Source organism: Actinoplanes palleronii (genome assembly GCF_016862315.1).
In the GTDB taxonomy this organism is placed as follows: Bacteria; Actinomycetota; Actinomycetes; order Mycobacteriales; family Micromonosporaceae; genus Actinoplanes; species Actinoplanes palleronii.
Window position 1 is genome coordinate 129,948 of sequence record NZ_BOMS01000009.1, and the last position, 16,630, is coordinate 146,577.

Here is a 16,630-nt window from a genome sequence, read left to right on the forward strand (position 1 = left end):
CCCCACCCTCATGCAGCGGTGGGCGCGGCTCGCATTGCCGCGCCCACCGTCTGCACTTATTCTAGTTCTCGAAAAGCTTTTCGCTAAACACTTGTCGCAACTGAGATCGCACTGTCAATGCTGAACCCTCTGGCAACATTCCCGCCACATTGGGCAAGCAGAAGGAGCAGGGACCACCAGGCTTGGAAACCATCAGCCTAGCCTCCAGTTTGGGAGCACCCTGGCCAGCCTGTTTCGCCAGGATTCTCATCAACGTGGCGGCTTGCACCTCAACATGTGAACCAAAAAATGTGTCCGGATCAGGGCGCGCTTCCGCCGGAATTTCGTCCATATTCTTCTTGATCAAGGAGTGAAGCTTGTCGGATGAAAGATCAAACGTTCCATGCCCCTTGATCCAAAGATAGCCACCAGTAGCTCCCGACTTTGATGTCGAATTTCCCGGCCGCGTCGAGTATGCAGCATTTTCTGAAGCTCTGGCATGCGCGCGCTCATCAGGCGTCAAACAATTGTTGTTGTGTACGAGAACCGGTCCGGCCCCGGCGACTACGTAGTACGTGTGGATGTCGGCGACCGTGAGGTCGCGCATGACCTTGGCGCCGGCGAAGACGTGGACCGCGGTGACGTACTGGAGTTCGCCGTCCGGGCCGGTCAGGGTCGATGTGCCCGCAACCAGGTCGGCGGCTTCTGCCCAATCACCGGTGGTCGCGTCCCAGAAGGGATGGTGTGACGTGGTGTGCAGGACCGTCGACTCGGTCGGGCCGCGGGTACTCCGGCCGCCCTTGCCCTCGGTCTGCACCTCGGTCCGGGTCGTGGAGTCGGCCGGCTTCTCGGCGACCGTCACGTCGGTCAGGTCCAGGTCGCGGTTGGAGTGCAGCAGGGTGACCTGCCGCGAGGTGACGTCACCGGAGCCCGGGTCCTTGGTCAGGACCGAGTCACCGACGTTCACCTCGGCGATCGGCCGGGTGGAGCCGTCGGCCATCACCACCAGCGTCGACGGATCGAAGCTGTGCGGTTGGTCGTCGTCCTGCGGAGGCGGCGCGGTCGGGCACGTCTCCGCGGTCTCCGAACCCTCGTCGTCGTCCTGTTCCTGCTGCTTGTCCTTGGACTTCTTCTTCGGTTCGGCCCTGTCCTTCTGCTTCTGCTTGGTCTGCTGGGGCTTGGCCTTCTTGGGCTTGTCCTGCTTCTTCGGAGCCTTTTCCGGCTTCGGCTTCTTCGCCGGTTTGGACGGGGCCGGCTTCTTTTCCGGCTTCGGCTTGGGTTTGGGCTTCTTCTTCGCCGGGGGCTTCGGCTTCTTCTTCGGCGGCTTCGGCTTCTTCGGGACCTTCGACATCAGGTCGCCGAGCTTCTTGCGCGCCATGTTCATCAGGTCCTGGGCGCGGCGCATCACCGTGCGGGCGCCTTCGACGATCCGTTTCCACAACCGGTATCCGGCGAACGCCCGGTCGGCCGCCTTGTACAGCGATCGGCCGATCTTCAGGGCCTTGATCGGGCCGACCGCGCTCAACGCCAGGTCGACACAGTCCATGATGCTGCCGCCGAGGCAACCGACCACCGAGTTGTAGCCGATCATGTCGAGCAGCATCCCGATACCGACCTGCAGCAGGATGTCCAGCAGGTTGGTGTTGCTCTCCCGCAGCGCGCGGACGTACTCGGCCTCCTGCCGGACGATCTCGGTGCCGACCGCCTTCATGTCCCGGTCGCGCGCCTCCATCGCCAGGTTGTAGACCTGGAGCGCGGCCTGGTACTTCTTCACCTCGCAGGCGTAGTCGTACTGGCCGCACTTGCCGCCGACACCCTCACCGCTGGGGTCGGTGTTGGTCATCGGGTTGCCCTCGGCGTACGCGAACCGGTTGGCCGCGCCCGAGCCCGGGGACGGGCTGTTGCTCGCGGCGTCGCGGGTGTCGAACGTGCCGGTCTCCGGGTCGTACCAGCGGGACAGCATGTTGACCTTGCCAGTGCCCTGGTCGGTCCACTCCTGCTGGTAGCCGAGCTTGCCGAGCATGCCGCCGCTCGCGACGACCTTGCCCCACGGGTCGTAGGACACCGACCCGGAGAGTGCCGTCCCGGACGCCTCGAACTCGCCGACCACGTCGGTGTGGATGTCGGTCCAGGCGTACCGCTGGGTGGTGCCGGAGGCGACGCCGACCAGGTTGTCGCCGACATCGCGGACGTAGGCGGTGGCACCGTCGTTGGCGACGTCGTTGCCGAGGCCGGTGTAGGTCAGGTTCGGCAGGATCAGCCGGCCCAGACCGTCGTACGAGTAGGTGGTCGTACCGCCGGTCTTGGTGCCCTGCGAGATGACCTGGTTGAACGCGTCGGTGACGGTCTTCGTCTCCACGCCGTTGGCGACCGTCGAGGTCAACGTGCCGCGCGGCGAATACGTGTAGGTGGTGCCGGCGGAGTCCGAGACGAGCTGGTTGCGCTCGTCGTAGGTGAACGTCTTGGTGCCGGCCTGGATCCGGTTGCCGGACTTGTCGTAGGCGTAGACGAGCGGGGTGACGCCGTTGTCATAGCCGATGAGCCGGTTGGCCCAGTCGTACTTGTAGGTGTTGGTCGACGCCCCGTTGAAGCCGGTCGTCGTCTTCTTCGTCAGGTTGCCGTCGAGGTCGAACCCGTAGGCGATCTTCCCGACGCTGGCGCCGGCCGACGTCTTGACCTCGTCCGACTCCAGCTGCTTCAGCTTGTTGTAGGTGAAGGAGCGGGTGTTGCCGCCGTACGCGATCGTCTTCACCCGCGACAGGGCGTCGTAGGCGTAGGTCATGTGCACGCCGGCGGTGCTGTTGTCCACCTTCGCCGGGCGGCCCGCGGTGTCGTACCCGTAGGTGGTGACGCCCGCCCCGTCGGTCCGGGTGGTCAGCGAGCCGTCGGCGTTGTAGGCGTACGACGAGTTGCCGGAGACCCCGGTGATCGAGGTGACCAGGCCGCGGTCGTCGTACTCCAGGGTGTTCGCCCCGGCCGCGCCGCCGAACGACTTCACCCGTCCGACCAGGTCGTAGGTGAACGTCCGGTCCTTCGTCGCGACCTGCGCCCCGGTGCCCGAGCTCTTGGTCAGCCGGCCCATCACGTCGTACTCGGACGTCGCGGTCACGCCGCCCGGCGAGTCCAGGCGGACAGCCCGGCCCCCCGCGTCGTAGGACATCGTGAAGGTGCGGTCGGCCGCCGCCGGCGTGCTCGCGGTGGGCGGTTCGATCTGCGACTCCGGCAGACCCCACGAGTTGTACGTGGTGACGAACCGGCTGCCCCGCCCGTCGGTGAACCGCGTCTGCTGCCCGCCCACGTCGTAGCCGAACGTCGACACGAGCGCGTCCGCGGAGCTGATCGGCTCGCGCTGGGAGATGAGCTGCCCGGCCTCGTCGTACTCGAACGTGGTCTCGTGCTTGCTGCCGGGCAGATCGGTGTTCGCGGCGACGGCGGGGTTGTACGCGTTGCTCGCCGCGAGCGTGTTGCCGACGATGTCGTACCGCTGCGACTGGGTGCTGACCAGCTCGCCGGTGCCCGCCGCGTAGTCCGACGTGCCGACGGTCCGGCCCAGCAGGTCGTACGCGACGGTGGTGTAGCTGCCGTCCGGCGCGGTCGACTTCACCGGCCGGCCGAGGCCGTCGTACCGCACCTTGGTGGCGTTGCCCGCGGCGTCGGTCACCACGGTCTGCTCACCGGCGCTGTTGTACTTGACCGTCGTGACCACCCCGCCGGCCGACTTCACGCTGGTCGGCCACGGGCTGTTGTCGTACGTGTAGCTCGTGGTGTATCCGGTGCCCGCCTGCCGCACCGCCTCCGTGGCGGTGAGGGTCCGGCCCAGGTAGTCGACCGTCGACAGGGCCTGCGCCCCGCTCGGGTCGGTGTGCGCGAGCAGTTCGCCGTTGTCGTCGTAGGTGTACCGGGTCACGCCCTTGTCCGGCGTGACCACCTTGGTGGTGCGGCCGAGCTGGTCGTAGGTGTAGTCGGTGACGGCGCCCAGCGGATCCGTGCTGGAGACGACCTGCCCGACGCTGTTGTACCGGACCGCCGTCTTCGCGTAGATCGGCGCGCCACCGGTAGGCGCGACGTAGCCGGGCGACGTCTGCTCGACCATCTGGCCGAGACCGTCGTACCGGTTGGTCACGATCTTGCCGTTCGGGTCCTGCTGCTCGGTCACCTCACCGAACGTGTTGTACCCGATCCGGGAGATCGCGCGTTCGCGGGCCGCGGCGCCCTCGCCGGTGACCGTGGTGATCGCCGGGCCGGTGGTGGTCACCGCCCGGCCGACCTGGTCGTTGGCGATGTAGGTGACGACACCCTTGGCGTCGGCCGCCGAGGTGATCGTGCCGTCGCTGTCCAGCTGGTAGGTGCTCCGGCTGACCTGGGCGCCGGCCGCCGGCAGGGTGCCGGCCTGGAGCTGCCCGATCTCGGTCGCGGAGAGCGCCTTCTGGTACGCCTGCACGTCGTCGATCTGGCCGGAGAAGACCCCGGTCGTCTCGTTCTGCGCGCCGACGAGCAGGCTGGTCGCCTGGTTGTTGAACTGCTTCGTGGTCGACAGCGCCGCCTTGACCACACCGTTGACGTACAGCTGAGCGGTGTTGGTGCCGCCGGCCGCGGGGTTCGGCGTGACCGCGACCGCGAGGTGGGTCCAGTCCGCCGTCGCCGACCCGCTGGTGTACGTGCTGGCGCTGCTCGGCCAGCTCGTCTCGCCGTCGGCCTCGCGCACCGACATGGCCAGCCGCCACGAGTTGGTCTTGTTCTCGTAGTACACCTTCAGCGCGGAGCTGCCGATGTCACCGGCGAGCGCCGCCACGTACCGGTCGACGCTCTTGTCATCCAGTTTGACCCAGGCGCTCAGCGTGTACGGCTGCAGCGTGTCCACCGGGGCCGGCCCGGCGATCGAGCCCGAGGTGCCACCGGCGAAGGTGGCCGCGCCGCCCCGGTCGGTCGACCAGCCGGTGCCGGTCGCCGTACCGATGCTGTTGCCCGCCGTGTCACCCACGGTCGTGCCGGACTTCTCGTCCAGCTTCCACCGCATCGTCGGGGTGACGTCCGCGGACAGGTAGCTGGTCTGCTGCCGGACCCGGCCGAGCCGGTCGTACGCGCTGCCGGCCAGGCCGAGCACCGAGGTGCCGTCGCTGAACGACGTGCTCAGCAGCTCGTCCTCGGCCGAGTAGGTGTACGTCGTGGTCCGGGTGGTGGTGGTCTCGCCGTCCTCGGTCACCTCGAGCGTCGCGCTCGTGTTCCGGCCCGCGGCGTCGTAGGCCCGGGTGGTCTTGGTCCGCCCGTTGTTGGTGATCTGCGTGGTCAGGTTCCCGGCCACGTCGTACGTGTTGTTCTCCAGCACGTACGACTGCTTGGTGCAGCCCGGCGTCTTGGCCGGGTCACAGCCGTTGGTCCGGGTCACCGACACCAGCAGGTTGTTGTCGGTGTACTTGTACTCGTTGACGAAGCCCATGCCGTCGGTCTCGGACGCCAGCCGCCCGGCCGGGTCGTAGGCCAGCTGCCGGACCTTCAGGTCGCGCGCCGCCGTCGGCGCTTCCGGGTCGCCGGTGAAGCCCTTGACCACCGTCGACACCTCGTTGCCGGCGCCGTCGTAGTTGGTCAGCACCGTCGAGCCGTCCGCGTGGGTCTGCCGGTTCACCTGGCCGAAGCCGTCGTAACCCAGCTTGACCTCGTTGCCGTTCTGATCCCACTCGGAGGTCCGCCGGCCGTGCGCGTCGTAGCCGTAGACCACAGTCCGGGGAGCGTCCCCGCCGGTGGCGTCGGACACCGTCTCGGTGGTCATCAGGCCGTCGACGTCGTAGGACAGCGTCGTCACCGGCGTGTGCACCGCGTTGGTCACCGCGTTCGTCGTCGCGGCGTCGGTCACCGACACGACCCGGTCCAGGCGGTCGTGGACGTAGGACACCGTCGCACCGACCACCCCGCCGACGACGTCGATCTCCTTGACCGTACGGCCGAGGCCGTCGTACTCGTACCGGGTCGTGGCGCCGGCCGGGTCGGTCGTCTGGGCGATGTCCCCGTTCGGCAGGTAGAGGATGGTCTGCATCCCGCCGCCCGGCTTGACCACCCGCCACGGCAGGCCGGCCGGCACGGATCCGCCCAGGTAGCCGCCTCGCATCGAGCCGTCGGCGAGCTTCACCCCGTCGGTGTAGCTGATCGTCGTACGGCGGCCCAGCGGATCGGTCTCGCTGATCCGGTTGCCCTGGTCGTCGTACTCGTACTTGGTCAGATACGTGGCATCGGTGACCGATTTCGATCCGGCGCCACGCATCTCGATGAGCCGGTCGTTACGGATGTTCGCCGGCGGACTGACCGTCGTCGCGTCCGGGTAGTACAGCGAGTACGACGTCGAGCAGATGTTCTGCGACCGGTCCTGACACGTCGTCACCGACACGACGTTGCCGCGCACGTCGTACTCGTTGATCGTCATGTTGCCGTTGCCGTCGGTGACCGTGCGCAGGTTGCCCTTGCCGCTGTAGCCGTACTGCAGCTCGTTGCCGAGCGCGTCGATCTCCGCGACCTTCCGGCCGTACAGCAGGTCGTTGACCGTGGTGGTCCGGGTCGCCTTGTCCTCGTGGTCCTTCGGCCCGGTGATCACGTAGTTGATCTGGCCGGAGGGCGCGTTCTTGACCGCGTCGCGCGCCTTGAACTGGTACTGCGCCTGGGAGGCGTCGAGCTCGGAGGCGTAGAACGCCACCTCGGCGAGGCTGCCCTTGTAGTACGGCGTGGTGTTCGAGTCGAGGTAGTACCAGTTGGCGCCGGTGATCGACCCGTCGATGTAGCCACCGCCGAGGGTGTACTTCGTCGGCTCGAGGAGCGTCATCTGGGACGGGGCCATCGCCACCGACCCGGTGGTCGACTGCGCTGCCGCGCCGTCGACGTACAACGTCTGCGCGGTGCCGTTGGTGCTGAGCACCACGTGGTGCCACTTGCCGTCGTTCACCGCGGCCTTGCTCGCCAGCGACGGGATCCAGGTCTGTGCGGCGCTCTTGTTGCAGGTGTACAGCTGCAGGTCGGTGCCGTTGGTCTTGGAGCTGCCGGGCAGGTCCAGGCACAGGCCCGAGAACGAGTTCAGCAGCCCGCCGCCGGCCGGCTCCCAGTCCTGTGAACTGTTGCCGTTACAGGTGGAGAGGACGATCTTCGTGCCACTGACCTTGGCGTTCCCGGCCGGGGTCAGGCACTTGCCGAAGGCCTGCACGGTCGTCAGGTCACCGCCGCCGAACCGGCCCGAGACCAGGGTCCAGTTCTGCGCGGCGGAGCCGTTGCACTCGTAACTCTGCACCACCGTGCCGTCGGCGGTGCCACTGCTGGTGACGTCGGCACACTTGCCCTTGACCCCGACGGAGTTCAGCGGGGCGGTCGGCGTCACCGAGGGCGACAGCGCACGCAGCTTGCCGTCCGGGGTGATCCACAGCGACGGGGAGTCGTACCGCAGCGTGCTGGAGGTCTGACTCTTCATACCGAGCAGCACGTCGCTGGTGGTGGTCGTGTTGAACCACATCGAGACGGAGCTGTTCCCGGCCGGCGCCACCCCGGTCGGCAGGGAGACGTACGAGCTGGTGCCGTTGAACGACGCCGCCTTGCCGAGGGCTGCGCCGAACGGGCCGTCGACCGAGCCGAGGGTGACCGTGCTGTAGGTGGCGACGCCGCCGTTGACCTCGTTCTTCGCGTCGGTGACGCCGGACTCGGCCATCCGCCAGTAGTTCGTCGGCGCCCCGCCGAGGACACCGCTCTCGTACACCTTCGTCGAACCGACGATGGCCGGCGTCTCCGGCGTCCAGGTCTCGCCGTTGCCGTCGATCACCTTGCTCACCCGGCTGGTGGCGGTGTTGTAGGAGATCTCCGCGGTGGCGTTGCCGGAGGGCCGCACCACCGAGGTCAGCAGGCTGACCGAGGTCCGGGCCGCGTAGAGGTCGGCGGCCAGCTGACCGTCGACCGCGTTGTCGAACAGCGCCACGTCGGAGACCGACCCGGTGAAGTAGTCGCGGGTGCCCAGGTTGCTGTAGGTGCTGGGGTGCGACTGGTTCGGCCACGCGCCGCCGAGGAAGCCCTTGCCGACGAACGCCGACGCCGGGGCGATGTCCTGCACGGTCACGCCGGTCTCGGCGGCGACCGGCTTGCCGTCGAGGTACAGGTCCTGCCGGTTGCCCGACGCGGACAGCATGACGTGGTGCCAGACGTCGTCGTTCACCTTGACCGGTGACGTCACGCCGTTCACCGTGGCGGTGGCCGCCATCGGGGTGTGGATCCGGGACAGGAACAGCTGGTCGACCGGGCGCGTCTTGCCGCACGCCCAGATCTGCATGAGCGCGCCGGTCTGCGAGCCGTCACCGACCGAGTCCAGGCACAGCCCGGAGTAGTCGCTGACGATCTGCCCGTCCGCCTGCACGTTCCAGTCCTGGCTGCCGGCGGTCGAGGCGCACGTGTTGATGACCAGGTCGGTGCCGTTGGTGCCCTCCTGGTCCTCGGTGTCGACGCACTTGACCACGCCACCGGTGGTCACCTGCAGCTGCCGGGTCGTGGCCCAGGTGAACACCTGGTTCGCGGTGCCGGCACAGTTGGCGAGCGCCAGCCGGGTCCCGTTCGTGGAGACGTTGCCCGGCACGGTGAGGCACTGGCCCTGGCCGACCGCGGTCAGCGTGCCCAGCGAGGCGCCGAGCTTCGAGGCCTTGGCGAAGCCGCCCATCAGCTGGCCGTCCGCGCCGACGTACAGCGTCGGGTTGTAGGCCCGGTTGGTGGTGGCCGCGGTCGAGGCGGCGGCCTCCATCGACTGGCCGTAGAGCACGCCGTCGCCGCCGGTCTTCGACGCCTTGAACCACATGCTGATCGCCTGGTTCGCGCCGTCGCTGGCCAGGTTCGCCGGGATCTGCAGCTGCGCGGACGTCCCGTTGAAGCCCGTGGCGGTGGCCGACGAGCCGGCCAGTGGACCGGTCTGGCCCAGCGTCACACCGCTGTAGACGCCGACGTCGGCGCCACCGTTCTCCAGCATCGAACTGGCCGCGATCTTGGTGTCGCCGGTCTCGTTCAGCCGCCAGTACGAGTGCGGCCGGGCGTTGACCGTCGCGGTCGGGAACAGCGAGCCGGTGGTGTCGTACTTGTAGGTGTTGCACTTCTCCCAGTTGTCCGGCGGGCACACCTTGGTCAGCGCGTCCCCGGTGTACGAGTACCACCAGGTGTTCACCGAGTCCCAGTCGCCCGGCGTGACCGGGTCGGTGGCGACGTAGGCGACGTGCTTCGGCGCGGTCTCGGTCCAGTACAGGTCCAGGGTCCGGCCGGAGGCCGCGGTGATCGTGGCGAGCAGGCCGTCGGTGTAGGTGAACGTCTGCGCGCGCCCGGAGATGTCCTTGATCGACGCGACCGGGTACTCGTCGGACCCGTCCACGAGCTGCTTGAACTCGTAGGTGGTGCCGTCCTTCTCGGTCAGCCGGTAGGTCCGCTTCCCGTCCGTGGTGACCTCGGTGAAGGTGGCGGCCTGACCGGCCGGCGAGGAGTAGCTGCCGTTGTTGTTCCGCCCGAACGCCAGCTCCCGGCCGCTCGGGTAGGTCACCACGACGGTGTTGACCCGCTGCGAGCCGTTGATGGTGACCGGCTTCTCGGTGGCCTTGACGTCGATGATGCTCGACCAGCCGGCGCCGAACGCCTGCCCGGTGCGCGGGTCACCGCTGTTGTACGAGCGGGTGATCTCCAGCGGCGGGCCGACGGTGTTGACCATGGCGTCCTGGGCCGTGGTCGTGTAGTTGCCGATCACCGGGTCGAAGCCCTGCCCGGAGTTCTGCGACAGCGCGGACGTGATCGACGGCTGCGGTACCGGTGTCACCAGCAGGTTCTTGATCAAATACTCGTGGTTGTCGGCAAGCCCGTCGCGGACCTGGACCGTCCAGTAGTACGACTCGTTCCAGCTGAACGTGCCGGCCGGCACGGTCCAGGACTTCTTGGCCTGCCAGTCCGAGGTGGCGATCTGGGTCTTCTGGTCCTTGTCATAGACGAAGAAGTTGTACTCCAGCGTCTTGGGCCAGTTGTCCGGGTCGCTGGCGTCGGCGATCAGCTCGGGGGTCAGCGTCGCCGCCGACGCCCCGTACGCCGGGTACTGCTCGTTGACCTGCGGGTCGGTGTTGTAGTCGTAGGTCAGCTCGAGGCGCGGGTCGGTGTCGTACCCGCCGTAGTTGGCCGAGGTGAACCGCTTGAACGCCGACGAGTCGGTCTCCGAGGCGGTCAGCGCCAGGCCGAAGTTCGACATGGTGCCGGTCGACCAGCCGTTGAACGTCTGCGTCGGCAGCGCCACCGACCGCATCGCGCCCTTGCCCCGGTCCCCGCCGCTGTTGTTGCACGCCGGGGTGTTGTCGCTGATCACCCACTGGGCGATCGGCGACGAGTAGCTCGGCCCGGCGCTCAGCTTGCCGTCGGCCGCCTCGATGTCGGCGACGGTCCACTTCGTGGTGGCCCGCCGCACGTAGATCGGTTCGTGGTCGGCGCAGTTGTACGACCAGGTGTGGAACATGAACAGCTTCGCCGACTTGATCTGCGTGCCGACCAGGCCGTTGTCGTCGAACTCGTCGAAGTGCATGAACGAGCGCGACCGGGTGGTGCCGCTGTCCCAGGTGCCGACCGGCAGGTTGTCGCCGTTGTGCTCGACGGTCGAGGTGCTGTCGTCGGTGAAGATGTCACCGGTGTCGGCCGTCTCGATGGTCGGGTCGACCCGGACCGGGTACTGCCGCGCCGGGTCGGCGAGCCACGCCTCGTCCGCGGTGACCTTCAGGGCCTGTCCGCCGTCGAGGGTGATCAGGTCGTAGCGGACCGCGCCGAACTCGGCCGGTGCGCCCGAGTGCGGGTCGACCTTGGAGTCCTGCATGTAGCCCCGCGGGACCCGCATGGCGACCTTGCCGTCCGCGGCGACCAACTCGAGTGAGCCGTCGCTCCGCTTCTCCGCGGTCACGCCGTCCAGCTTCAGCGGGAAGACCCACTCGTGGCCGGCCGCCGGCGACGCCAGGACCAGGGTCTCCTTCAGACCGTCGTTGGTGGTGCGCAGCTCGAGGTCGGTGCCGGGCAGGATCTCGCGGTACGTCGCGGTCGAGCCGTTCAGCACGGCGGGCACCGCGGCGGCGCCGGCCAGGTCGTAGGCCATCGAGTAGCCGGAGGCCGTGGTCACCGTCGCGAGGGCGTCACCGGCCGACGGCGCGGACGAGGGCGAGGACGGCGCGGACGAGGCCGAGGGCGTGACGGAGGGCGACGCGGAGGGCGACGACGACGGGGCGATCGACGCACTCGGGGTGCCGTCGGCGCCGGTCGCGCCGAGCGCGACGTCGATCGAGTTGGCGGCGGTCTCCAGGACGTCGCCGCGCTTGGTCAGCGTGGTGTCGATCGGCTGGTAGGACCCGTCCGCGGCCTTGAAGTTGACCCGCTCGTCGAAGAGCACCCGGGTGAACGAGCCGTCCTCGTTCTGGAACTCGTCGTAGGTCGCCGTCGACCGTTTCGGCAGCCGCTTGCTGGTGCGCTTGTCGAAGCTGGTGGCGTCACCCGGCTTCCCCGGGGTGGTGAACTTCTTCTGCGCCGGTTGCCCGGGCTGCGCCGGGTCGGCGATGCCCCTGCCACGGCCGGGCGCCGTCCCGGCGCCCCCGTTCACCGTGGTCGTCGCGGTGGACACGTAATGGTCCACCTCACCGGTTGCGCCACCGCGCTCCTGCTTCGGCAATCCGGTGACCGCGGCGAGCGCGGGCACCTGCCGGAGGGCGGACAGCAGCCCGGAGAGCGGCCATCCATCTCGTTCCGTGGGCACCACGTCCGGTGGCACACCCACCGACAGTCCCAAAGCGAGCGCTGTGACGACAGCGATCCGCCGCCTCATATGTCGAGCCCCGTTCTCAGCTTCTTCCAAGGATCGGCGAAGCATGAGGGAAGATCATCGATCTTCACAAGATCCTATTGAACGGGGCGCGCCTGTTTACCCAGCCCTGGCGGGCCTAAACCCGAGTTCACGGCATCCACTGTGCACTTGATCACACTTCCGGATCGGGTTTGGCGTGCAGGATTTCGCGGGCCTGCTGGGCCGCACGGACGATGCTCTCGCCGACGAACTCGACGAAGCGGGCGATGCCCTCCAGACGCGCGGCGGCCGGGCTGTCCGGGCCCAGCACGCCGACGCCCTGGCGCGCGGTATCGGCGAGCTGCTCGTGCGACTTGGCGCTGGCGATCATCGACTGGTACCAGACGTCGTCGTCGACCACGTAGCGCTCGTGCCGGCGCTCGCCGCGCTCCCTGCGGATCAGGCCCTGCGCCTCCAGGAACGCGACCGCCTTGGACACCGACGCCGGGCTGACCTGCAGCCGCTGCACCAGCTCGGCCGCACTGAGACTGCCCGCGTCCGTGGTGAACAGGCAGGTCAGCACGCGGGCCATCATCTTCGGCAGGCCCTGCCCCATCAGCAGGGTGGTGAACACCTCCTCGTACGCGAGCACCGCGGCCGGGTCCCGCCCGTTGGCCGGCGCGGGTGTCTGCGCACCCCGGGGCGCGGTCTGCCGGCGCCGGTGGGCGCGCTGCTCGGTGGCGCGGTGCGCCAGGTCGCCGCGGTACCCGGCAGGGCCGCCGTTGCGCATCACCTCGCGGGTGACCGTCGAGGTGGGACGGTCCAGCCGCCGGGCGATCTCCGCGTACGCCAGCCCGTCGGCCAGGCCCAGCGTGATCTGCTGACGTTCCTGCTGGGTGAGCCGGCCACCGGGCATGTCGATCTCCTTACGCGCACCTGTCTGACGCACGGCAGCATAGCGTTCATTTTCTACTCAATGCAACGGTGCGTTGCGTTGATTTTCAAACCGTTGCAACGATTCTCGCGCATCTAGCTGCTAATACGCCGCGAATAAGCAACGAACATGTTGCCCAAAGCGCGAACGCAACGTAGCGTTTTGCACATCGGAAACAACGGATCGAAGGAGCTAGTCATGCAGAAGTTCGCCACCACCGCCCCGATCGCCGCCGTCCTGGACATCCCGGCCGGCCGGCTCCAGCTGATCGCCGCCGACCGCGCCGACGCCACTGTCGAGATCCGGCCCGCCGACGCGTCGAAGGGCCGCGACGTGAAGGCCGCCGAGCAGGTCACCGTCGACTACCGGGACGGCGTGCTGCGGATCGCGACGGCCGCGCCGAAGCACAAGCTGCTCGGCAACTCCGGCGCCGTCGAGGTCACCGTCCAGCTGCCGGCCGGGTCGCGGGTCGAGGCGACGACGGCCGCCGGGGACCTGCGGGGTGTGGGCCGGCTCGGCGAGGTCACGTTCGACGGGGCACAGGGCCAGGTCAAGCTGGACGAGACGGCGAGCGCCCGGCTGACCCTCCAGGACGGCGACATCACGGTCGGCCGCCTGACCGGGCCGGCGCGGATCAGCACCCAGCGGGGTGACATCCGGATCGCCGAGGCGGTGGACGGGGCGCTCGTCCTTCGTACCGAAGCGGGAAACGTCGCGGTCGCGGCCGCCAGCGGCGTCTCCGCGTCGCTGGACGCCGGCACCGGCAGCGGCCGCATCCAGAACTCGCTGCGCAACGGTGACGGCGCCGCCGCCCTGACCATCCACGCCACCACGGCCTACGGCGACATCACCGCCCGCAGCCTGTAGTCCCGCCGCCTGGGGTATGGCGATGCCGACGAGTGGCGCACCGGCACGGTGCCGGTGCGCCGAGCGGTCCCGGCCGGGTCAGACCTCGATCTCCACGCCCTCGTCGATCCGGACGTCCTTGAGCATGAGGCTGAAGACGAGCGCCAGCACCATCAGCGGGATCGTCCAGAGGAAGACGCTGCGGATCGTGTGCGCGAACGCCAGCTCCACCGCGGCGCGCAGGTCGGCGGGGAGCGCGCGCAGATCCATCGGGGAGATCGATCCGTCCGAGGGGATCCGGGCCGCGGTGCCGGCCGGCAACCGCTGCGACAACTCGGCGCTGAGCCGGATGCTGAACAGCGCGGCCAGCGCGGCGAAACCGAGTGAGCCGCCGATGCGCTGGGAGAACGCGCCGGTCGCCGTCGCGCTTCCCATGTCGCGCTCCGGCGCGGTGGCCTGGATGGCGACCATCAGCGGCTGCATGCAGAGCCCGACGGTCAGACCGAAGAACACCATGTAGGTGACGACGAGCCACAGGCTGGTGTCCGGGGTCATCGTGGCGAACAGGAGCAACGACGGCACGGCCAGGGCGCTGCCGAGAACCGGTGACCACTTGTATCGGCGCCATTTGGTGATCAGGCCGCCCCCGACGATGGAGACCACCATCAGCCCGAACACGATCGGCAACTGCAGCAGACCGGAGTTGAAAGCGCTGATGCCCATGGCGAGCTGGATGAAAAGCGGCACGAACGTTCCGATGACGGTGACCCAGGTATGCACCATCACGTTGGCCAGGCAGGCGAAGGTGATCGACGGAATACGGAACAACCGCGGCGGCATGATCGGCTCGGGCGCCCGCAACTCGCGCATCACGAACAGTGCTACCAGCACGATCGCGCCGGCCGCCAGAGCGAGAATGATCGGGGAGGACCAGGCATATTGTGCGCCGCCCCAGGACGCCAGCAGCGTGATGTCAGCGATCAATGCGGCGAGCAGGAAAAAACCCGCGTAGTCGATGGGAGCCGTGGATTTCTTCGGCGGCAGTTTCAACTCCCGGACGATGGCGACCAGCGCGATCAGACCCAGCGGCAAGTTGATGTAGAAGATCCAGCGCCAGGAGAGCTGATCGGTCAGGATGCCGCCGAGCAGCGGGCCGGCGATGGCACCGACGCCGAGCACGGCGCCGAACATGCCCATGAACTTGCCGCGTTCGCGCAGCGGCACGATCTCCGCGACGACCGTCATCGTCAGCACGGAGAGGCCACCGGCGCCCACCCCCTGGACGGCGCGGAACACGATCAGTTGGATCATCGACTGCGCCGCGCCGGACAGGACCGAGCCGACCAGGAACGCGCTGATGGCGAAGATGTACAACCGGCGCGTGCCGTACAGGTCGGCGAGTTTGCCGTAGAGCGGCGTGGTCACACCCGCCACGATGATGTACGTGGTGAACAGCAGGGACAGGTACTGAACGCCGTCGAGCTGGCCGACGATCGTCGGCGCGGCGGTCGACACGATGGTCAGATCGAGGGAACCGAGCGCGGAACAGATCATCATCGCGATGACGACGATACGCATTGAGCTGCGACCCAGTGGCCCCTCACGCGACGGTGCGTCAACTGCCTCGGGTTCGGGAGTCGTCATCACTGTCTCCTCGGGAAAGATGGGCCGTTCCGAGCCAATGGAAGATATCGCAAACCCGCGCCGGACCATAGTTCGGCTCGAGTTCGGCGGGCCTCCTGAAGTGTGGGAAATTCGTTTACCGATATGGGGTTCGCTGTGCTGTCGATTCACCACTCCGGTCACCGCGCAGGGATTCCTCCGCGGTCAACTCCACGCGACGCATGGCGATCCGGAGGATGGGCGGCGCCATCAGCGAGGTAGCGATGGCCACCATTACCACAATGGTGTAGGTCTCGGTATTGAGGACACCCAGACGCAGCCCGACCATGGCGATGACGATCTCGACCACGCCGCGGGCGTTCATGCCGGCTCCGAGGGCGAGCGATTCCCACTTGGTGAGCCGACTGGTCAGCCCGCCGATGAACGCGCCCGCGAACTTGCCCGCCACCGCCACCGTCAGCACGACCAGTCCGGCCAGCAGGACGACCGGCCGGCCCAGCGCCGTCAGGTCGACACGCAATCCCGCGGTGGCGAAGAAGAGCGGCGCGAAGAAGGCCAGCACCGTCGTGTGCAACGGCACGAGCGCGGCTCGCGGCACGCCGCCGCAGCTGCCCACCAGGAGGCCGCCCACGAAGGCCCCGAAGACTGCCTCCATGCCCAGCGCCTGTGTGCCCGCGGCGCAGGCCAGCATGCCGATGGCCGCGACGGTCACCACGCCGGTCGGCCCGGCCGCCCGGTCCGCCTGGCGTAGCGCGACACGGAACAGCGGCCGGCCCACGGTGGCCGCCGTCACGACGATCGCCAGCAGGGTCAGCACCGCCGTCACGATCACGCCGGCCTGCAGGGCGGTGGCCGCCATCGCCACGACGATCGACAACATCAGCCAGCCGAACGCGTCGTCGACCATCCCGGTGATCAGGATCAGCTGACCGATGTTGCGATGCAGCAGCCGCATGTCGGTCAGCGTCTTCGCGATCACCGGCATCGCGCTGAGGCACATCGCGACGCCCAGGAAGAGCGCGAAGACGATCCGGTCGGTGCCACCCGGCACCAGCGCGGCCGGCAGCAGCAGGCCGGTGGCCACGCCCAGCCCCAGCGGCAGCAGCAACCCCGCCGTCGCCACCCGCACCACTGTCGCGCTCCGCCGGCGCAGCAGCAGGAGATCGACTTCTATCCCCGTCACCCCGACCAGCAGCAGGACCCCGATCTGGGCGACGGCGTCGAGCAGGTGGAACTGACCGGCCTGCTTGGGCAACAGCCACGCCGCCACGCCGGGCGCGACGTGGTCCAGCAGGGTCGGCCCGAGCAGCAGCCCGGCCGAGAGCTCACCGACGACCGCCGGCATGCCCAGCCGGACGGCCAGCCGGCCGAGCACGAAGGCCAGCGTCAGCAGCACCGCCACCTGGAGCAGGAAGAGCATCAGCTGCGGCGCCGGGATCAGCGGAACGGGGGTGTGCGACACG

At 68.4% G+C, this 16,630-nt stretch carries 5 protein-coding genes; 1 reads left to right on the plus strand and 4 read right to left on the minus strand.

Annotated features, from left to right (window positions below):
* Positions 1 to 61 precede the first annotated feature (61 nt).
* Positions 62 to 11,758 (minus strand): LamG-like jellyroll fold domain-containing protein, encoded by an 11,697-nt coding sequence (locus Apa02nite_RS02490; RefSeq protein ID WP_203823627.1) that lies wholly within the window; start codon positions 11,756 to 11,758, stop codon positions 62 to 64.
* 199 nt (positions 11,759 to 11,957) lie between these two features.
* Complete coding sequence (locus tag Apa02nite_RS02495; protein WP_203823628.1) at positions 11,958 to 12,680, minus strand: helix-turn-helix domain-containing protein; 723 nt, start codon at positions 12,678 to 12,680, stop codon at positions 11,958 to 11,960.
* Between the two features lie 216 nt (positions 12,681 to 12,896).
* On the opposite strand from Apa02nite_RS02495, the gene Apa02nite_RS02500 reads away from it, so the two are divergent.
* Positions 12,897 to 13,565 carry a DUF4097 family beta strand repeat-containing protein gene (locus Apa02nite_RS02500; protein ID WP_203823629.1) on the plus strand — a complete coding sequence of 223 codons (669 nt, stop codon included), beginning with the start codon at positions 12,897 to 12,899 and terminating at the stop codon, positions 13,563 to 13,565.
* 78 nt (positions 13,566 to 13,643) lie between these two features.
* Here Apa02nite_RS02500 and Apa02nite_RS02505 read toward each other — a convergent pair whose 3' ends face one another.
* Both Apa02nite_RS02505 and Apa02nite_RS02510 read right to left on the minus strand, forming a co-directional pair.
* The gene (locus tag Apa02nite_RS02505) at positions 13,644 to 15,350 is read right to left on the minus strand and encodes an MDR family MFS transporter (RefSeq protein WP_203823630.1); all 1,707 of its coding nucleotides are present in this window, start codon (positions 15,348 to 15,350) and stop codon (positions 13,644 to 13,646) included.
* On the minus strand, positions 15,304 to 16,629 hold the full coding sequence (locus Apa02nite_RS02510; protein WP_239164068.1) for a cation:proton antiporter: 1,326 nt from the start codon (positions 16,627 to 16,629) through the stop codon (positions 15,304 to 15,306). Before Apa02nite_RS02510 ends, Apa02nite_RS02505 begins: the two co-directional genes overlap by 47 nt.
* Position 16,630: the final 1 nt, after the last annotated feature.